17 protein-coding genes are annotated in these 18,035 nt (G+C 62.7%); 10 read left to right on the top strand and 7 right to left on the bottom strand.

Annotation, left to right across the window (positions count from 1 at the left end; genetic code table 11):
- Positions 1-8: 8 nt before the first annotated feature.
- The 3 genes from FURADRAFT_RS06860 to FURADRAFT_RS06850 are packed head-to-tail and all read left to right on the top strand — an operon-like array spanning position 9 to position 3,806.
- Complete coding sequence (locus FURADRAFT_RS06860) at positions 9-923, top strand: AAA family ATPase (protein ID WP_008953408.1); 915 nt, start codon at positions 9-11, stop codon at positions 921-923.
- Entirely contained in the window at positions 910-1,857 is a 948-nt protein-coding gene (locus tag FURADRAFT_RS06855; RefSeq protein ID WP_150105025.1) for a DUF58 domain-containing protein, read from the top strand. The genes FURADRAFT_RS06860 and FURADRAFT_RS06855 overlap by 14 nt, the downstream gene beginning before the upstream one ends.
- Positions 1,854-3,806, top strand: coding sequence for a transglutaminase TgpA family protein (locus tag FURADRAFT_RS06850; RefSeq protein ID WP_008953406.1), 1,953 nt, complete (start codon positions 1,854-1,856; stop codon positions 3,804-3,806). Before FURADRAFT_RS06855 ends, FURADRAFT_RS06850 begins: the two co-directional genes overlap by 4 nt.
- Before the next feature lie 57 nt (positions 3,807-3,863).
- On the opposite strand, the gene rpoS is transcribed toward FURADRAFT_RS06850, so the two are convergent.
- From rpoS to nadA, 5 genes are all read right to left on the bottom strand, one after another.
- The gene (gene rpoS / locus FURADRAFT_RS06845) at positions 3,864-4,814 is read right to left on the bottom strand and encodes an RNA polymerase sigma factor RpoS (protein ID WP_008953405.1); all 951 of its coding nucleotides are present in this window, start codon (positions 4,812-4,814) and stop codon (positions 3,864-3,866) included.
- Between the two features lie 41 nt (positions 4,815-4,855).
- Positions 4,856-5,941, bottom strand: a complete 1,086-nt coding sequence (locus tag FURADRAFT_RS06840; protein ID WP_008953404.1) for a peptidoglycan DD-metalloendopeptidase family protein — start codon at positions 5,939-5,941, stop codon at positions 4,856-4,858.
- Between the two features lie 74 nt (positions 5,942-6,015).
- Complete coding sequence (locus FURADRAFT_RS06835; RefSeq protein WP_008953403.1) at positions 6,016-6,684, bottom strand: protein-L-isoaspartate(D-aspartate) O-methyltransferase; 669 nt, start codon at positions 6,682-6,684, stop codon at positions 6,016-6,018.
- Positions 6,669-7,412, bottom strand: a complete 744-nt coding sequence (surE, locus tag FURADRAFT_RS06830) for a 5'/3'-nucleotidase SurE (RefSeq protein ID WP_008953402.1) — start codon at positions 7,410-7,412, stop codon at positions 6,669-6,671. Before surE ends, FURADRAFT_RS06835 begins: the two co-directional genes overlap by 16 nt.
- Positions 7,413-7,525: 113 nt before the next feature.
- Positions 7,526-8,443, bottom strand: a complete 918-nt coding sequence (gene nadA / locus FURADRAFT_RS06825; protein ID WP_008953401.1) for a quinolinate synthase NadA — start codon at positions 8,441-8,443, stop codon at positions 7,526-7,528.
- A 605-nt stretch (positions 8,444-9,048) separates the two neighbouring features.
- Between nadA and FURADRAFT_RS06820 the strand changes: the two genes are divergently transcribed.
- The 7 genes from FURADRAFT_RS06820 (at position 9,049) to xerD (ending at position 15,175) form a co-directional block, all read left to right on the top strand.
- Positions 9,049-11,730: a bifunctional acetate--CoA ligase family protein/GNAT family N-acetyltransferase gene (locus FURADRAFT_RS06820; RefSeq protein ID WP_008953400.1), complete on the top strand. Its 2,682-nt coding sequence runs from the start codon at positions 9,049-9,051 to the stop codon at positions 11,728-11,730.
- 105 nt (positions 11,731-11,835) lie between these two features.
- Positions 11,836-12,084 carry a 30S ribosomal protein S16 gene (rpsP, locus tag FURADRAFT_RS06815; RefSeq protein WP_008953399.1) on the top strand — a complete coding sequence of 83 codons (249 nt, stop codon included), beginning with the start codon at positions 11,836-11,838 and terminating at the stop codon, positions 12,082-12,084.
- A 35-nt stretch (positions 12,085-12,119) separates the two neighbouring features.
- Positions 12,120-12,626, top strand: a complete 507-nt coding sequence (gene rimM, locus FURADRAFT_RS06810; protein ID WP_008953398.1) for a ribosome maturation factor RimM — start codon at positions 12,120-12,122, stop codon at positions 12,624-12,626.
- Complete coding sequence (trmD, locus tag FURADRAFT_RS06805) at positions 12,626-13,396, top strand: tRNA (guanosine(37)-N1)-methyltransferase TrmD (RefSeq protein WP_008953397.1); 771 nt, start codon at positions 12,626-12,628, stop codon at positions 13,394-13,396. Before rimM ends, trmD begins: the two co-directional genes overlap by 1 nt.
- Before the next feature lies 1 nt (position 13,397).
- Positions 13,398-13,766: a 50S ribosomal protein L19 gene (rplS, locus tag FURADRAFT_RS06800; RefSeq protein WP_008953396.1), complete on the top strand. Its 369-nt coding sequence runs from the start codon at positions 13,398-13,400 to the stop codon at positions 13,764-13,766.
- Positions 13,767-13,833: 67 nt separating this feature from the next.
- Positions 13,834-14,301, top strand: a complete 468-nt coding sequence (locus FURADRAFT_RS06795) for a methylated-DNA--[protein]-cysteine S-methyltransferase (RefSeq protein ID WP_008953395.1) — start codon at positions 13,834-13,836, stop codon at positions 14,299-14,301.
- Positions 14,285-15,175 (top strand): site-specific tyrosine recombinase XerD, encoded by an 891-nt coding sequence (gene xerD, locus FURADRAFT_RS06790; RefSeq protein ID WP_008953394.1) that lies wholly within the window; start codon positions 14,285-14,287, stop codon positions 15,173-15,175. The genes FURADRAFT_RS06795 and xerD overlap by 17 nt, the downstream gene beginning before the upstream one ends.
- A gap of 55 nt (positions 15,176-15,230) precedes the next feature.
- Here xerD and clpA read toward each other — a convergent pair whose 3' ends face one another.
- Positions 15,231-17,510, bottom strand: coding sequence for an ATP-dependent Clp protease ATP-binding subunit ClpA (clpA, locus tag FURADRAFT_RS06785; RefSeq protein WP_008953393.1), 2,280 nt, complete (start codon positions 17,508-17,510; stop codon positions 15,231-15,233).
- Complete coding sequence (gene clpS, locus FURADRAFT_RS06780; protein WP_008953392.1) at positions 17,510-17,818, bottom strand: ATP-dependent Clp protease adapter ClpS; 309 nt, start codon at positions 17,816-17,818, stop codon at positions 17,510-17,512. Before clpS ends, clpA begins: the two co-directional genes overlap by 1 nt.
- Positions 17,819-18,035: the final 217 nt, after the last annotated feature.

Genomic DNA, 18,035 nt, shown 5'->3' with positions numbered 1-18,035 from the left:
TCCCGGAAATGCAATCTCTCGCCTTTGCTTATCGTCAACTAAATGCGTTGTTGCTCGGCAAGAGCGATGCCATCAAGCTGGCGCTGGCCTGCCTGGTCGCCCGCGGCCACCTGCTGATCGAGGATGTGCCGGGGGTTGGCAAGACCACGCTGGCGCAGGGGCTGGCGCATGTGCTCGGGCTAGACTACCGGCGCGTCCAATTCACCAGCGACCTGTTGCCGGCCGATATCGTCGGCGTCAACATCTTCGAGCGCGAAACCGGCACCTTCCGCTTTCACCGCGGCCCGGTCTTCGCCCAGGTGCTGCTCGCCGACGAAATCAACCGGGCCTCGCCCAAGGTGCAGTCGGCCTTGCTGGAGGCGATGGAGGAGCGTCAGGTATCGGTGGACGGCGAGACACATCCTTTACCGCAGCCGTTTTTCGTCATCGCTACCCAGAACCCGCTCGAGCAGGTTGGCACGTTCCCCTTGCCCGAGTCGCAAATGGACCGCTTCCTGATGCGTATCGGATTGGGTTACCCGCCCCCACAGGCGGAGCGGGCCTTGCTACTCGGTGAGGAGCGGCGCCGGGTAATGGAGGAACTGGTTCCGGCCCTGGAGCCGCTGCCGTTGCTGCAATTGCAGGCGCAGGCCAGCCGGCTGACCGTGAGTCCGGCACTGGCCGATTATGTCCTGGCGCTGCTCCAGGCCACCCGGCAGGGGCGCCGTTTCGCCCAGGGGCTGAGCCCGCGCGCCGGGCTGGCCTTGGTGGCTGCCGCGCGGGCCTGGGCTTTGCTGGAGGGGCGCGATTACGTATTGCCGGATGACGTCAAGGCAGTGTTTCCGGCCGTCGCCGGCCATCGCCTGACGACCGCGCCGCCGGGGGGAGGGCCGGTGTCGGACGATGAGCTGGCCGCGTTGGTGGCGGGCGTTGCGATTCCGTAGCCACCTGCAGGCCTGGCTGGTACGCCGCCTGCCGCCTTCCGCGCAGTGGACGCTGCGCCATCAGCGCATCTACCTGCTGCCGACCTCATTCGGCTGGATGCTGCTGGGGGTGGCATTGGCAATCTGGGTCGGCGCGCTCAATTACGCGGTCAGTCTGGCCTATGCCTTGTCATTCTGGATCATCGGCCTGTTGTTGGTGTCGGTACTGATGGCGTATCGGCAGCTGGCGGGGCTGACGCTACAGGCCGGGACGGCCGACCCGGTGTTTGCCGGGGAGGTGACGCACTTTTCGATACGGCTCGATAATCCCTCGGGCTGGTCGCGTACCTTGCAGGGCCACCTGGCCGGAAGTACCGGGCGCACCTCGGCTTGCCAGTTGTCCCCTCACTCCAGTGTTTGGCTGTCGTTGCCACTGGCGACCACGCAACGTGGCCTGCTCGCGATGCCGGCGCTGGCTCTTAGCTGCGACGTCCCGTTCGGTCTGATTCGGGCGTTTGCTTATGTCCGTTTGCGGCAGCAGGCTCTGGTTTATCCGGTGCCACAGGCTGATGTGTCCGGCCACCGGCAGGGTGTGAGCGGGGAGGGCGAGGCGCTATCGACGGCGGGAGACGACGAGTTTTCCCATCTGGCCGCCTATCGTGACGGCGATACGCCGCGCCAGATCGCCTGGAAAGTCCTCGCCCGACGCGATGTCTTGACGAGCAAGCGCTTTGCCGGCGCGGTGGCGGGTGGCTGTCGCGTGCTGGATTGGCACGACTATCCGCCAGGGGACGATGCCGAGTCGCGGCTGTCGCGGCTGGCCTGGCGTGTGTTGGAGTGCGAGCGTGAACAGCACTGCTACCGGCTGCGTGTGCCGGGCGCGGAGGTTGGTCCCCAGCCCCATCAACGGGAACAGGCCTTGGCGTTGTTGGCTCGCTATGGAGAGACGCCATGACCGGGAGCGATGCGCTGCGCCGGGTGTTGCCGGTGTTGCTCGCTCTGGCGGTCACCGCCGCACCCCTGGCGCGCTACCTGCCGGGCTGGGTGGTGGGCTTGTCGGCGGCAATGCTGCTGGCACGGGGCATACTGCTGTGGCAGCAACGCCAGTTGCCGCCGCGCTGGCTGGTGGCACTGGCCGTGGCGGTGCCGCTGGTACTGCTGTGGCTGACCCTGCGCACCCTGATCGGGCGTGAAGGCGGCAGCGCTCTGCTGTTGTTGCTGGTTGGCTTCAAGGCCTTCGAGACCTTCAGCCTGCGCGACTGGAGGGTGTTGCTGGCGTTGGGTTTTTTCCTGGCAGCGACGCCCTTGCTGTTCGACCAGTCGCCCTTGGCGGCCGGCTGGCTGGTGCTGAGTCTGTTCAGCCTGACCTGGGCAATGGCGGCGCTGCACGGCAAGCAGCCGATACTCGCCAGTTTGCGGGCCACGTTGCAGGCCTTGCTGCTTTCTCTGCCCCTGATGCTGGTGCTGTTCGTGGTGATGCCACGTCTGCCTGGGCCGTTGTGGAGCATTCCGGCTGCGAGCGCTACGGCCAGCAGCGGGTTGGCCGAAGACATGGCTCCGGGCAGCCTCAGCCAGCTGATCCCCAGCAATGAACCGGTTTTTACTGCCGTCTTTGCCGGGGCGGCGCCGCCGAGGCGCGATTTCTACTGGCGGGTGATGCTGTTCGACCAGTTCGATGGCCGCCGCTGGTTCAATGCCGGGGTGGTAGACGAACCTGGCGGCCAGGTGCTGGGGGGAAATTCTGTCAGTTACACCCTGACGGTGGTGCCGGACAAAGGGCGGGTGCCGGTACTCGACCTGCCGGGTGAGGTGGCGGAAGGGCTGCGCGAGCGTGCCGGCATGGTCTGGCGGCAGCCGCGTCCCAGCGACACCCGCATTCGCTACCGGGCGGGCAGCCACACCGGTGCCCTGTTGGCAGAACCCCTGGATGCCAGCCATCTCGCCTACTACCGCCATCTGCCGGCAGGCAATGAACGCACGCGTGCCCTGGCGGCGTCGATACGGGCGCGCAGTCAGGGCGATGAGGGCTATATCCGGAGCCTACTGGAGCATTTCCGCCTGGAGAACTTCCGCTATACCCTGTCCCCGCCTCTGCTGGAGGGGGGGGACATCGTCGACCAGTTCCTGTTCCAGACGCGGCAGGGGTTTTGCGAGCATTACGCCTCGGCGTTCGCATTCCTGGCTCGTGCGGCAGGCATTCCCAGCCGCGTGGTGGTGGGGTACCAAGGAGGAGAATACAATCCTGCGGGGGGCTACTGGCAGATTCGTTCTTCCGATGCCCATGCCTGGGTCGAGGTCTGGCTGGCCTCGCGCCAGAGCTGGTGGCGTGTCGATCCAACCGCAGCGGTATCGCCGGACCGCATCGAGCAAGGCGTAGAACAGGCGGTACCGGCGGTGCGCGCCGCAGTACCGATACTGGGTGGGCGGCCTCCCGCCTGGATCATGGCCCTGCGTCAGCACTGGCTGGCTGCCAACTTTGTGTGGCAGCAATGGGTGGTCGGCTATGATGCCGGCCGGCAACGCTCACTGTTCCGCTCGTTGGGCTTGGGGCCCGAGGTCGACACTGCTGCCGTACTCAAGGGGTTGTTGCTCGGCGCCGTGCTGGCGTTGCTGCCGCTCTGGTGGTGGTGGCGTAGCCTGCCGCCACGCGAGCCCTTGCTGGTGGGGTGGCTGCTGCTGGCGCAGCGCCTGCGGCGGGCAGGGGTGGCGGTGACGTCGGCAGATACGCCGGCCGAGCTGCTGCAGCGCGGGACGTCGCTGGGCGAGGCCGATCGCGAGCAATTGGCGGCCCTGCTGGATGCCTACGTCGGCTTGCGCTACCGTACCCGGGAAGAGGCTGCACCGCTGGCTGCACGGCGCTGGCTCAGAGGGGTGAGGCGTTTTCGCCCGTCGGCGAGGCGCTGAATGGCAAAACCCCGGCGCCCCGGGGTTTTTATCTGTTGCTGCTGCTGGGGAACCTGATTACAGCAGCAGGTCTTTGCCAATGCCCTTGCGACGCAGGATGCGGCGCAGTTGCTCGAGTCCTTCGATCTGGATCTGGCGCACCCGCTCGCGCGTCAGGCTGAGGGTGCTGGCCAGTTCCTCCAGCGTGCAGATTTCATGGCCGTTCAGGCCGTAGCGACGCTCGATCACCATGCGCTGCTTGTCGTTGAGCTGGGCCATCCACTCGTGGACGAAGTTTTCCAGCTGGGTATTGTGCAACTGGATTTCCGGCTCGTCGTGCTGGTCGTCCGGAATTGACTCCCCGATCGACAGCATGGGGTCGATGTCCAGTGGCGCATCCAGCGAGGCCATGCGCTCGTTGAGGTTCATTACCCGGCGCACGTCTTCCACCGGCTTGTCGACCAGTTGTGCGATTTCCTCGACGCTGGGCTCGCGCCCTATCTGGCTTTCCAGGTGGCGCGAGGCGCGCAGGTAAACGTTGAGTTCCTTGATGACGTGCACCGGCAGCCGGATGGTGCGCGACTGGTTCATGATGGCGCGTTCGATGCTCTGGCGTATCCACCACGTAGCGTAGGTGGAAAAACGGAAGCCGCGCTCGGGGTCGAATTTTTCCAGCGCATGCATCAGCCCGATATTGCCCTCCTCGATCAGGTCGAGCAGGGCTAGGCCGCGGTTGATATAGCGTTTGGCAATGTTCACGACCAAGCGCAGATTGTGCTCGATCATTTTCTGGCGCGCTTCGAAGTCGCCTTGCACCACCAGTCGCGCCAAGGACTGCTCCTCCTGAGGGCTGAGCAGGGCATTGTTGCCGATATCGTTCAGGTAGATCTGGGTGACGTCGGCAATGTCGTCATAGGCGGATGCGGCTTCCTGCACTTCTTCACTGTCGGTTTCCGCGACAGTGTCGTCGCTAGCCTCTTCATCCGCGGCAATGTCGTCGTCGTCGAGAATGTCCAGGTCGTTGCTCATTTCTACCCCCTTCGCTGTGATCCGACGGGGACGCGTCCCTGTCAGGATGTGCTGTCAAGATATTGCAACGGGTCGACCGGTTTGCCGAAGCGGCGGATTTCAAAGTGCAGTTTCACTTGGTCCGCATCCGTATTTCCCATTTCGGCAATGGGCTGACCTTTCTTTACTGCCTGTCCTTCCTTGACCAGTAGCTGGCTGTTGTGTGCGTACGCTGAGAGGAACGTCTTATTGTGTTTGATGATGATCAGCTTGCCATAGCCCCTCAGGCCATTACCACTATATACCACCCTGCCATCCGAGGCGGCGAGAACAGGCTGGCCCATCCGCCCCGAGATATCCACTCCCTTGTTGGTGTCCGAGTAGCCGTGCAACACCTTCCCTTTCACCGGCCAGGCCCAGGCGATATCGCCATCGCCGCCTTTGTCCTGCGGCTCTGCCTTGGCCCCGTTTTCGGGCTTGGCCGTTCCTTGGGGCTCGGCCTTCGGCGTCGCCGGCACGATGGCGGGCGCTGCCGGCTTGGCCGCTGCCGGGGCGCTGCTACCCTCGCTTTGTGTCACCAGAGACTTGGCTGCTGCCTCCGAATAGGGCAACTTCAGCGCCTTGGGGTAGGCCTTGAGCGTTGTTTGCCCGTTCGGCGCCGCTGCCGGTGTAGCCGGCGTTACCGGGCCTGCGCCAGCCGCCCTTGCAGGCTGTTTGGCTGGGGCAGTGTTGGTTTTTGTCGCCGGCTCGCTATCCGGCGGCGTCAGCCGCAGCACCTGGCCTACCTTGATCTGATTGTCAGGCAGGTTGTTCCAGGCTGCGACGTCCTGATACTTGAGCCCGTTATTCAGCGAGATACGAAACAGGTTCTCGCCGGGTTGTACGATATGCGTCTTGGCCGCTTCCGTCCCGGTTTGCACGGGTTTAATGCTGCCACCCTGCCGATACGGCGTGGTAACGGCGCCATTACCGCTTGGAGCAGGGGTGGAGACCGCAGGAAGCGGCGCACTTGTCGCGCCGGCCGGTGTTCTCGTCACCCCGCTTTCCACCGGGGCCGCCTCCTGGACCAGAGTACTGCAACCGGTGAGCAGCGCGGCCGTCAGCAAGGTGATCAGGGTCGGAACTTTTCGGTCAAGCTGGATTCGCATGCTGGTGATGTTATATGTCAATAAGTTAAAGTTTGTAAATCGCCGACCGGCAGCCCTGTGGCGTTTTCACCCGGTCAGCCACGACCGGGTAGAAGAGGAACGAATTTTACCGGGTCGAGCTTGGTTTTCTGCAGGCCCTGGGCGGTTTTCTCGATCAGCCAGAGGAATTGTTCGCCGTCCCCCATCGGCATCACCAGCTTGCCGCCCTCGGCCAACTGGCTGACGAGGGCATCCGGGATGCTCTTCGCTGCGGCGGTCATGATGATGCCGTCAAAGGGCGCCGCCTCTGGCAGGCCAAGATGGCCGTCGCCATGTACCAGACGTGCGTGCACCAGGCGTGCGTTTCGCAGATGTTGTCTAGCTTTGTCCAATAGCGGCGCCAAGCGTTCCATCGAGAAGACCTGTGCGCCGGTTTTCAGTAGCACGGCAGTCTGATAACCGCAGCCGGTGCCAATTTCGAGAATTTTGCCGGGAGTGCGGCCCACGATCAGCAGTTCGGTCATTCGTGCCACCGTCAGCGGCTGCGAGATGGTCTGGGCATGACCTATTGGCAGCGACACGTCGTCATAGGCGCGGGTTGCCAGGGCCTGGTCGACAAACAGGTGGCGCGGGACCTCGTACATCGCTGCCAGCACCCGTTCATCGCGAATCCCGGCCTGGCGTAGCCGGTCGACCATGCGCATGCGGGTCCGGTCGGACAGCATGCCGTAATTCTGGCGCGTCGGTGTCAGCTGTGAAGCCATGTCTTGATTCCGTCCAGTTGGCCGTAGGCGGTCAGATCGAGCATCAGCGGTGTGACCGAGGCTTGGTTGTTGGCAAGTGCCCAGAAGTCGGTACCTTCCCCCGCGTCCTGCGCCGGACCGACCGGGCCGACCCAGTATACGGTATCGCCGCGCGGATTTTTCGCCTTAATAACCGGTTCGGCATAGTGGCGTCGTCCCAGGCGGGTGACTGTCATGCCCGCAAGCCGGTCAAGCGGAATGTCGGGGACGTTGACATTGAGTAGTACCGGGGCCTGAAACGGCGACGCCTGGAGGCGTTGCATCAGTTGATCGACCACCGCGGCGGCGGTGGCGAAGTGCGCCCCGCTCTTGCCGGCCAGCGATACCGCCACCGAGGGAATGCCGAGCAAAAAGCCCTCCGTCGCGGCTGCGACCGTACCGGAGTAGATGGTGTCGTCGCCCATGTTGGGGCCGTGGTTGATGCCGGAAAACACCATGTCGGGACGAAAATCCAACAGCCCCGTCACGGCGACGTGTACGCAGTCGGTCGGGGTGCCGTTGACGTAGAAGAAGCCGTTGGCGGCCTTGCGTACGCTCAGCGGGCGATCAAGGGTGAGGGAGTTGCTCGAGCCGCTGCGGTCGCGCTCGGGGGCCACGACCACCACCTCGCCATGCCGCGAGAGGGCTTCGGCCAAGGTGGCGATGCCGGGGGCAAAGTAACCGTCGTCGTTGCTGATGAGAAACTTCATGCCGTCTTCCTGGGGAACCCCGGTGATTGTATCGCTGCGTGGAGCCTGCTGAAAACCTTCCTGTCATGGCACCGGGTCGAAACAAGAAACCCGCCGAAAGGCGGGTTTCTGGGTCAGGCGTAGTAGCGTCGGCTGAATTCCAGCATGCGCTCGATGGGCACCCGTGCGGCGTCCATCTGTTCTGTGCTGAGGTAGTCGATGTGCGTACCACCGCCTTGCTGGGCGTGCTTGACGGCCTCGATGGTGTTCATCTTCATGTAAGGACAGGAGTTGCACTGGCAGCCGGCATAGATCGGCGCCTGGCGCAGGTCCAGATCCGGCCGGGCCTGGCTCATGTTGTACAGGATGCCGTCTTCGGTGGCGACGAAGATCACGGCGTCCGGACCTCCCTTGAACTGCTTGACCCAGTTCAGCATGCCCGAGGTCGAGCCGACGTAATCGGCGCGTTTGAGCACCGGCAGCGGGCTTTCCGGGTGGGCGATGAGGTGGGCTTCGCCGGTGACGGCATTCAGCGCTTCGTTGAGGGCGGCCTCGTTGAACTTGTCGTGCACCTCGCATACCGCCGACCACAGCGGCATGTCGTAGCCGTACTGGTAGTTCAGGTAGGCGCCCATGTTGCGGTCGGGCGAGAAGATGACTTTCTTACCCTGCTCGTAGAGATGCGCGATAATGTCATCGACGTTGCGGCTGGTGACGATCCAGTCCGACAGTGCCTTGTGCTCGGCGCTGGAGTTGATGTACGACACATGGACGTAATCGGCGTGCTCTTCGCGCCAGGCTTTCAGCGCGGCGACGTCGGTCTGGGTGACCAGCGAGCAGGTCGACCCTGCATCCGGCAGGATCACCTCGGCCTGCGGGTTGAGGATTTTGGCCGTTTCCGCCATGAAGCGGACGCCGGCGAACACGATGATGTCAGCCTCGGCTTCACGGGCGTAGAGCGACAATTCCAGGCTGTCCCCTACCTTGTCCGCCATCTGCTGAATTTCAGGCTGGGTGTAATAGTGTGCGAGTGTGACGACGCGTTTCGTCATGATGACCTTGGCTCCGGCCGCGCTGGGGAAGCTTCGGCATCTTCCTTTGACACGGCGCAATGAAGGTTTGTATCTAAAGGGTAAAGATTAACAATATTGAGCCCGGCTTACCAGCCGCTACGTGCGCTTGATGCCAAAGGCAAGCCAGGTTGTGGCACAGGATGGTCCTTGTCAGGCCATGTCCCGCATGGTGGCGGGTTCTGGCTCGCTCGTCGGTCTGAGGGGCCGAGGAGAAGGGTGCCGGGGTATCGCGGTTCGGTCACCACCTGGGCTGACAGTCCGGCCGATGCCCGATTGTGGGGTTGGCTGTGCGCAGGCCCTCAATCGTCTTATGCCGCTTTTGTCGTGGTCGAAGCAGGGTAGTGAAGGGTGTAGGCTCTGCGCATGTCGGGCTGGTGTGGTATATGTCGATAGAGTGGCGCGCCGTGTCCTGCGCCTCATTGGCATCACCGCGTTGCAGGCAGGGACGGTCCGGCTGGCCGAGTCTCAGCGCCGTTTGACGTATTGCTTTCACATCGATCACGTTACCTTGCAGGCCGAATGGTCTCTGACGCCTCTGTGGGAGGCCGGGTTCCGGTTCAGATCAGCACATCGGATGGGTTGCCATGAAACCGCACTATCTCACTCCCCTGTTTTCTCCTCGCGCCGTCGCCGTCGTCGGCGCCAGCGATACCCCTGGCTCGATTGGCCAGGCGGTATTTGCGAGCCTGCTGGCGGGCAATTTCCAGGGCAAGCTGTTCCCCGTCAACCTCAACCACAAGGTGGTCGGGGGGATGCGGGCGGTGCCATCGGTACGGCTGATCGAGGGCGAGGTGGAACTGGCCGTGGTGACCACGGCGCTGAGAGCCTTGCCGGCCATCCTGCGCGATTGCGGCAAGAAGGGCGTGAAGGCGGTGCTGCTGGCCAAGGAGTTCGCCGACAGCGAGCAGCTGGAGCGTGAAATTCTCAAGGAGTCGTTGTCGATCGCCCGGCACTTCGGCATCCGCGTGCTGGGCCCCAACGTGCTGGGACTGATGCGCCCGGTGGCGGGCTTCAACGCTTCCAACTACTCCAGCAAGGTACGCCCCGGCAACCTGGCGCTGGTATCGCAATCCAGCGCCCTGTGCACCGCGATGCTGGACTGGGCCGATAGCAAGGGCATCGGGTTTTCCAGCGTGATTTCGGTGGGGGAGGGGCTGGACGTCGATTTCGGCGAAATCCTCGATTACCTGGTGGCCGATACCTTCACCCAGGGCATACTGTTGCACGTCCACCACATCCATGATGCGCGTCGCTTCATCAGCGCGTTGCGTGCCGCCGCCCGTACCAAGCCGGTGGTGGTGATCAAGTCCGGCCGCTACGAGGATGATGTGACCGGCCTGACCCATTCCAGCAATCTGGTCGAGAGCGCTGACGTGTTCGACGCCGCGCTGTCGCGCGCCGGTGTGCTGCGGGTGGGCTCGATCTCCCAGCTATTCACGGCCGCCAAGGTATTGGCCGCCAGTTTCCGGGTGCAGGGGCGGCGTCTGGCCATCGTCACCAACGGCATCGGCCCAGGCGTGTTGGCGGCGGACAGTGCCTATCTCAACGGTGTGGAGCTGGCGAAGCTGTCGGAGCCGACCATGGAGTTGCTCAACGACGCGCTGCCGCGCAACTGGTCGCACGGTAACCCGGTCGACATCATCGGCGATGCCAGCCCGGTGCGTTTTCGCACGGCGGTCAAGGCCTGCCTTGATGACGCCAACGTGGACGGCGTGCTGGTCATCTTCACGCCGCAGGCCGGTACCGATCATCTGACCACCGCGCAGCTGATGGTGGGGCTGCAGCGCGAGTCGACCAAGCCGATCCTGCTGTCCTGGCTGGGCGACGCCAAGGTTTCGGAGAGCCGGGAACTGTTCAGTAAGGCCAAGTGTGCCCATTTCCGCGCCCCGGAGTATGCCGTGGAAGTGTTCCGCAACCTGGCGGCCTACCATCACAACCAGCGCTTGCTGCTGCAGACGCCGGGGCCGCTCGAGGGCAAGCAGGTGTCTCCCGACGTGGCGCGCGCGCGCACGCTGATCAATGCCGCCCTGGCGGAAGGGCGGGTCATCCTGTCGGAGCGCGAGTCGAAGGAGGTGCTGTCGGCCTTCAACATCCCGGTCAACCCGACCCGGCTGGCGCGCGACTCCGACGAGGCCGTGAGGTTGGCCGAAGAAACCGGCTACCCGGTGGTGCTGAAGATCGATTCGCCGGACATCATCTACAAGTCCGATGTCGGCGGCGTCGAACTCAACATCAGTAGTGCGGCGGCACTGCGAGAGGCATTTGCCTCCATCGTCGAACGCTGCCGCCAGGCCCGCCCCGAGGCGGCCATCTCGGGGGTGTCGGTGCAGCCGATGCGCAGCCGACGATTCGCGCGCGAGGTGATGGTCGGCGTGACGCACGACAACGCTTTCGGCCCGGTCATCACCTTCGGCGCCGGCGGCATCGCCGTCGAGGTCATGAACGACCGTGCGCTGGCTCTGCCGCCGCTCAACCACTACCTGGTCGAGAGCCTGATCGGCAAGACACGCATCGGGCAGATTCTCGGCCCCTTCAAGAACCTGCCGGCGATCGATATCGACCAGCTGAAAGAGGTGCTGTTGCGGGTGTCGGAAATGATCTGCGAATTGCCCGAAATTCGCGAGATGGACATCAACCCCTTGCTGGCCGACGAGCAGGGGGTGATGGCGCTGGACGCACGCATCATCGTGCAGAAGGGGGGCGCGGGCGGCAAGCCGTACCGTCACATGGCGATCATGCCGTATCCCTCGCACATGGTGGTGTGCTCCCGCCTCAAGGATCAGACCCAGGTGACCATCCGTCCGGTGCGCCCGGAGGATGCGCAGATGCAGCAGGAGTTCGTGCGCAACCTTTCCGAGGAAAGCCGCTACAACCGCTATATGTCCAGCATCAAGCAACTGTCGCAAAGCATGCTGGTGCGCTTTACCCAGCTCGACTACGACCGCGAGATGGCGCTGGCCATGACCCGCGAGACGGCGCAAGGGGAAGAGCAACTGGCCGTGGCTCGTTACGTTACCGACCCTGATAACGAGAGCTGCGAGTTCGCTCTGGAGGTAGCCGACCAGTGGCAGGGCAAAGGGATCGGCTTCATCCTGATGAGCGCGTTGTTCGACGCCGCCCGTGACCAGGGGCTGAAAGTGATGCGTGGCGAGGTGCTCTCCGGCAACAAGGGCATGCTCAAGCTGATGCACAAACTGGGCTTCTCCAGCGAGTACCATCCGGAAGACCGGGCACTGATGCTGGTCACCAAGGTGTTGCAGGCGTAGCCGGCCCCGACACACGGCCGGAATAAGCGCTTGCAAGATAAGGGAAAACTGCCCTAAAATCGTGGGCTTTTCTACGATACCGTTTTTATTCAAGGACAATCGACAATGGTAGTGATTCGTCTGGCCCGCGGCGGCTCCAAGAACCGTCCGTTCTACAACATCGTGGTGACCGACTCCCGCAACCGTCGCGACGGTCGCTTCATCGAGCGCCTGGGCTTCTACAACCCGGTTGCCAACGACAAAGAAGAACGCGTTCGCCTCGCCGCTGACCGTCTGAACCACTGGATCAACGTTGGTGCTCAACTGAGCGACGCCGTTGCCAAGCTGGTTAAAGAGCAAAAAGTAGCTGCCTGATTGCAGTCTGCTGATACACGCAGGGTTTGAGGCGCATGCGCAACGATGATCTCGTCTTGATGGGGTATGTGCGCGGCGCCTTTGGTGTTCGTGGCTGGGTGAAAATCCATGCCGACACCGGGTCCGCAGACAGCCTGTTCGACTACCCGGTCTGGTGGCTGGGGCGGGATGGCCAATGGTCATCCTATCGTTTCGAAGACGGGCTGGTCCAGCCCAAGGCGCTGGCCGCCAAGCTCGAAGGCGTCGGCAGTCGCGAGGCGGCAGAAGCCATGCGCGGCATGCAGATTGCCATACCGCGCAGCGAATTCCCGGAGACCGCCGACGACGAGTACTACTGGTCCGATTTGATCGGCCTGGATGTCGTCAACAAGGACGGTCAGCGGTTCGGTCAGGTTGCCGAATTGATGGAAACCGGCGCCAACGACGTGCTGGTGGTCCGGGAGGGCAAGCGAGAGTGGCTCATTCCTTTCGTTGGCCAGTTTGTGCTTGATGTCAACCTGACTGACAAGCGCATCACGGTGGACTGGAACCTCGACGACTGATGCAGATCGACGCTATCTCGCTGTTCCCCGAGATGTTCGACGCTGTTTCCCGCTTCGGCGTTAGCCGACGCGCGCTGGAGCAGAACATCTGGGGTTTTCGTGCCTGGAATCCGCGCGATTTCACCACGGACAATTACCGCACCGTCGATGACCGCCCCTACGGAGGCGGTCCCGGCATGGTGATGCTGATCGAGCCCTTGGAGGCCGCCATAGCTGCGGCCGAAGAGCGACAGCGTGAGGCTGGCGTGGCGCAGAGCCATGTGGTCTACCTGTCTCCTCAGGGGCGGCCGTTAAGCCACACCAAGGCGGTCGAGCTGTCGCAGCGACCCGGTCTCATCCTGCTGTGCGGGCGTTACGAAGGGATCGATGAGCGTCTGATCGAGCGCCGTGTCGACGAGGAAATCTCCATCGGCGACTACGTGTTGTCCGGTGGCGAACTGCCCGCCATGGTGTTGATGGACGCCGTCGTCAGGCTGTTGCCGGGGGTGCTCAACGATGCCCAGTCGGCTTATGAGGATTCCTTCGTGGACGGCCTGCTGGATTGCCCGCACTATACCCGACCCGAAGAATATCAAGGCATGCGGGTGCCGGACATCCTGATGTCAGGTAATCATGCCTTGATCGCAAAATGGCGGTTGAAACAGTCGCTGGGAAGAACGTGGAAGCGTCGTCCCGACCTGCTGCAAAACCGCCCTTTGACAAAACAGGAGTCTCGGCTGCTGGCAGAGTACCAGCAGGAACAAGATCTCCCGAAAAACCAGGAGCATTGACATGGATCTGATCCAGCAACTCGAGCAAGAAGAAATTGCCCGCATCGGCAAAACCGTTCCGGCTTTCGCCCCGGGCGACACCGTCATCGTTCAGGTGAAGGTAAAGGAAGGCAACCGCGAGCGTCTGCAGGCTTACGAAGGCGTCGTGATCGCCAAGCGTAACCGTGGCCTGAACAGCTCCTTCATCGTGCGCAAGATCTCCGCCGGCGAAGGCGTTGAGCGTACTTTCCAGACCTACTCCCCGCTGGTTGCTTCGATCGAAGTGAAGCGCCGTGGTGACGTGCGTCGCGCCAAGCTGTACTACCTGCGTGGTCGTACCGGCAAGTCGGCACGCATCAAGGAAAAGCTGCCGGCCCGCAAGCAAGGCTAATCGCCTGGCCGTTGGCTATGATGAGAGCGCAAGGCATCCGCCTTGCGCTTTTTTTTCGGGCTCAGTCATGTCTTATACCGCTGTGATCGCTGCGCCGTTTGGCCACTTGGGCATCGTGGCACCGTTCCAGGTCGTCAGCCGCATCGAGTTTCTGGATGCCTCGGTCCCGCTTTTGTCACCTGAGCCGGGTTCGCTCGCCGAGGAGGTGGAGCGCCAGTTGCAGGAGTACTTCCGGCATCCCGGTTTCCACTTCGACCTGCCGTGTCGGCCGCAGGGTACTCCGTTCCAGCAACGGGTATGGCAGGCAATTGCCTCGCTTCCTTCTGGCGCTACCGTCAGTTACGGTGCCATCGCCCAACAGCTCGGCAGCTCAGCCCGTGCGGTAGGGCAGGCGTGCGGGAACAACCCGTTGCCGATCGTGATTCCGTGCCACCGTGTGCTGGCGCGCTCCGGCTTGGGGGGCTTCAATCATTCGAGTGCGGAGCAGACCCTGTCGATCAAGTTCTGGCTGTTGAGGCATGAGCAGCAACGCTGAACAGATCGACCTGTTCCTCGACCAGCTGTGGCTGAGCGATGGTCTGTCGCGCAATACCCTGTCAGCGTATCGTCGCGACCTGCTCAAGCTGGGGGCGCGTCTGGACGAAGAGGGAGGGGTGCATTTGGTCGAGGCGGGCGTGGCGGATTTGCAGCGCGCCTTGTTGCTGGGGGTCGAACAGGAGAAGGCCACCACTCGGGCGCGACTGGTGAGTGCCATGCGTCGGTTCTACCAGTATCTGCACGCCAGCGGCCAACGCCCTGACGATCCGTCTGCCGCGCTCGAGCGTCCCAAGCACGGGCAGCCCTTACCCAAGAGTCTGTCGGAGAAGCACGTGGTCGCGCTGTTGGAGGCTCCTGATGTGGCTACGCCGCTGGGCTTGCGCGACCGTGCCATGCTGGAGGTTTTGTACGCGACGGGCTTGCGGGTGTCGGAACTGGTTGGCTTGACGCTACAGCAGGTCGATCTCACTAGCGGCGTTGTGATGACGCTGGGCAAGGGCGGCAAGGAGCGGCTGGTGCCGATGGGTGAGGTGGCGCAGGACTGGCTGGGGCGGTATCTGGCTACAGGGCGGCCGGCTTTGCTGACGGGGGTGCCTTGCGAACAGGTGTTCGTCACTCGTCTCAAGGCGGGTATGACGCGCCAGATGGCGTGGCACCTGATTTCAGGGTACGCACGCCGGCAGGGGCTGCCGCCGGTCAGTCCGCACACGCTACGCCACGCTTTTGCCACTCATCTGGTCAACCATGGCGCCGACTTGCGCGTGGTGCAGCTGCTGTTGGGGCATTCTGATATTTCCACCACCCAGATCTACACCCATGTCGCCCGGGAGCGCTTGCGCCGGCTGCACGAACAGCACCATCCCCGCGGTTGAGCCAAGAAAAACGCCCGCAAGAGCGGGCGTGATCGAGACGGGTTGGCCCTTGGAATCAGGCCGGTTCCGCCGCCAAGGGTGTCTTTTCGTCGAATTGCAACTCGACCTTGTCGTTGGCGTCGATGGTGACCGTCACTTCGCCTCCATCCACCAGACGGCCGAACAGCAACTCGTCGGCGAGAGCCTTGCGGATGGTGTCCTGGATCAGGCGGGCCATCGGACGCGCGCCCATCAGCGGGTCGAAGCCGTTCTTGGCCAGGTACTGACGCAGCATGTCGGTGAAGTGGATATCCACCTTCTTCTCGGCCAGCTGGTGTTCCAGTTGCATCAGGAACTTGTCTACCACCTGCAGGATGATGTTCTCGTCGAGCATGCGGAACGGGATGGTGGCATCCAGCCGGTTGCGGAACTCGGGGCTGAACAGGCGCTTGATGTCGGCCATCTCGTCGCCGGTCTGCTTGGCGTTGGTAAAGCCCATGCTCGGCTTGGACAGCGACTCGGCCCCGGCGTTGGTGGTCATGATGATGATCACGTTGCGGAAGTCCGCCTTGCGTCCGTTGTTGTCGGTCAGGGTGCCATGGTCCATCACCTGCAGCAGGATGTTGTAGATGTCCGGGTGCGCCTTCTCGATCTCGTCCAGCAACAGCACCGCGTAGGGGTGCTTGTTGATGGCTTCGGTCAAGAGACCGCCTTGTTCGAAGCCGACGTATCCCGGTGGGGCACCGATCAGGCGTGACACCGCGTGGCGCTCCATGTATTCCGACATGTCAAAGCGCAGCATCTCGACACCGAGGAAGTAGGCCAACTGCTTGGCGACTTCGGTCTTGCCGACACCGGTGGGGCCGCTGAACAGGAACGAGCCGATCGGTTTCTGCGGGTTGCCCAGCCCGGAACGCGCCATCTTGATGGCGGTCGCCAGGGCCTCGATGGCCTTGTCCTGGCCAAACACCACGCTGCGCAAATCGCGATCGAGGTTCTTCAGCACGTTCTTGTCGTTGGACGAGACGGTCTTGGCCGGAATGCGTGCGATCTTGGCGACGATGTCCTCGATCTCGGCCTTGTTGATGACCTTGCGCTGGCGCGACTTGGGCAGGATCTTCTGCGCCGCGCCGGCTTCGTCGATGACGTCGATGGCCTTGTCCGGCAGATGGCGGTCGTTGATGTAGCGTGCCGCCAGCTCGGCCGCCGTCACCAGTGCGCCTTGGGTGTATTTCACGCCATGGTGCGATTCGAAGCGCGATTTGAGTCCCTTGAGGATTTCTACCGTCTGTTCCACGGTCGGCTCGTTGATGTCGATCTTCTGGAAGCGCCGCGACAGGGCATTGTCCTTCTCGAAGATGCCACGGAACTCGTTGTAGGTGGTGGCACCGATGCAGCGCAGCGAACCGTTCGACAGGGCCGGCTTGAGTAGGTTGGAAGCATCCAGCGTGCCGCCCGAAGCTGCTCCCGCGCCGATCAGGGTGTGGATCTCGTCGATGAACAGGATCGCGTGCGGGTCTTCGGTGAGCTGCTTGATGACGGCCTTGAGGCGCTGCTCGAAATCGCCACGGTACTTGGTGCCGGCCAGCAGCGCTCCCATGTCCAGCGAGTAGACGGTTGCGCGGTCGAGCACCTCGGGGACCTCGCCGTTGACGATACGGCGTGCCAGGCCCTCGGCGATGGCGGTCTTGCCGACACCGGCCTCGCCCACCAGCAGCGGGTTGTTCTTGCGGCGCCGGCACAGGATCTGCACCGTGCGCTCCAGCTCGTGCTCACGGCCGATCAGCGGGTCGATCTTGCCTTCACGTGCCAGTGCGTTGAGGTTCTGGGTGTAGTTCTCCAGCGCCCCGCCGACGTTGGCCGAAGCATCCTCGGTTTCGCTCTCGCTGTTGTCGCGCTGTTCGTTGGGCGTCGGCTGCGAGCGCTGCTTGGTGATGCCGTGGGAGATGAAGTTGACCACGTCCAGCCGGGAAATACCTTGCTGATGCAGGTAGTACACGGCGTGGGAGTCTTTCTCACCGAAAATGGCGACCAGGATGTTGGCCCCCGTTACTTCCTTCTTGCCAGACGACTGCACGTGCAGGATGGCGCGCTGGATCACGCGCTGGAAGCCCAGCGTGGGCTGGGTTTCCACCTCGGTCTCGCCGGGCACGGTCGGGGTATGTTCGTCGATGAAATCGGTCAGCTGTTTTTTCAGCTGATCGAGATTCGCTCCACACGCACGCAACACTTCTGCGGCGGACGGGTTGTCCGTCATCGCCAACAGCAGGTGCTCGACACTGATGAATTCGTGCCGTTTGCGTCGAGCGTCCATGAACGCCATGTGCAGGCTTACTTCGAGCTCTTGGGCAATCATCAGTTTTCCTCCATTACGCACTGGAGCGGATGCTGGTGAGCTTTCGCAAACTGCAACACCTGCTCAACTTTGGTCGCGGCGACATCTTTGGTATAAACACCACACACCCCGCGGCCCTGGGTGTGCACTTGCAGCATGATGCTTGTGGCCTGCTCCCGGTTCTTGTGGAAGAAGTGTTGCAGTATCTGTACCACAAAATCCATCGGCGTGTAATCGTCGTTCAATAACAAGACCTTATACATCGACGGTGGGCGTGTCTTCGCCCGCGACGCCTCCAGTTGGGCGTCGTCCTTGTACTGCGTGGACATGGCGGCTTTCAGCAATGAGGCATTTCACTTTTATTTTGGTTCCGCCGGGATTTTTTTCAAGGGGGGGAGAATTCTTTTCACCTTGGACTTGACGCTGGGGCCGCGGTTGCGTAGAAATGAGTCTGGTGCTTGGCTTAATTGAAATGAATGAGGTTTGCCCTAGGTAAAACCGAAGCGCTTTTAAGCTTTTGTTGGTCGGCCTCACCAGCCTGTTAAA

The organism is Pseudogulbenkiania ferrooxidans 2002 (assembly GCF_000174355.1).
GTDB classification, from domain to species: Bacteria; Pseudomonadota; Gammaproteobacteria; order Burkholderiales; family Chromobacteriaceae; genus Pseudogulbenkiania; species Pseudogulbenkiania ferrooxidans.
Note: the sequence above shows the minus strand (reverse complement) of the source record. Positions and strands in the feature narration are given on the sequence as shown.

What these genes read in the sequence shown, in the direction of transcription:
- xerD (WP_008953394.1), top strand. Translation starts at nt 14,285, where the DNA reads ATGAGCAGCAACGCTGAACAGATCGACCTGTTCCTCGACCAGCTGTGG.
- nadA (WP_008953401.1), bottom strand. Translation starts at nt 8,443, where the DNA reads ATGACGAAACGCGTCGTCACACTCGCACACTATTACACCCAGCCTGAA.
- trmD (WP_008953397.1), top strand. Translation starts at nt 12,626, where the DNA reads ATGCAGATCGACGCTATCTCGCTGTTCCCCGAGATGTTCGACGCTGTT.
- rpsP (WP_008953399.1), top strand. Translation starts at nt 11,836, where the DNA reads ATGGTAGTGATTCGTCTGGCCCGCGGCGGCTCCAAGAACCGTCCGTTC.
- FURADRAFT_RS06840 (WP_008953404.1), bottom strand. Translation starts at nt 5,941, where the DNA reads ATGCGAATCCAGCTTGACCGAAAAGTTCCGACCCTGATCACCTTGCTG.
- surE (WP_008953402.1), bottom strand. Translation starts at nt 7,412, where the DNA reads ATGAAGTTTCTCATCAGCAACGACGACGGTTACTTTGCCCCCGGCATC.
- FURADRAFT_RS06795 (WP_008953395.1), top strand. Translation starts at nt 13,834, where the DNA reads ATGTCTTATACCGCTGTGATCGCTGCGCCGTTTGGCCACTTGGGCATC.
- FURADRAFT_RS06835 (WP_008953403.1), bottom strand. Translation starts at nt 6,684, where the DNA reads ATGGCTTCACAGCTGACACCGACGCGCCAGAATTACGGCATGCTGTCC.
- clpA (WP_008953393.1), bottom strand. Translation starts at nt 17,510, where the DNA reads ATGATTGCCCAAGAGCTCGAAGTAAGCCTGCACATGGCGTTCATGGAC.
- clpS (WP_008953392.1), bottom strand. Translation starts at nt 17,818, where the DNA reads ATGTCCACGCAGTACAAGGACGACGCCCAACTGGAGGCGTCGCGGGCG.
- rpoS (WP_008953405.1), bottom strand. Translation starts at nt 4,814, where the DNA reads ATGAGCAACGACCTGGACATTCTCGACGACGACGACATTGCCGCGGAT.
- FURADRAFT_RS06820 (WP_008953400.1), top strand. Translation starts at nt 9,049, where the DNA reads ATGAAACCGCACTATCTCACTCCCCTGTTTTCTCCTCGCGCCGTCGCC.
- rplS (WP_008953396.1), top strand. Translation starts at nt 13,398, where the DNA reads ATGGATCTGATCCAGCAACTCGAGCAAGAAGAAATTGCCCGCATCGGC.
- FURADRAFT_RS06860 (WP_008953408.1), top strand. Translation starts at nt 9, where the DNA reads ATGCAATCTCTCGCCTTTGCTTATCGTCAACTAAATGCGTTGTTGCTC.
- FURADRAFT_RS06850 (WP_008953406.1), top strand. Translation starts at nt 1,854, where the DNA reads ATGACCGGGAGCGATGCGCTGCGCCGGGTGTTGCCGGTGTTGCTCGCT.
- rimM (WP_008953398.1), top strand. Translation starts at nt 12,120, where the DNA reads ATGCGCAACGATGATCTCGTCTTGATGGGGTATGTGCGCGGCGCCTTT.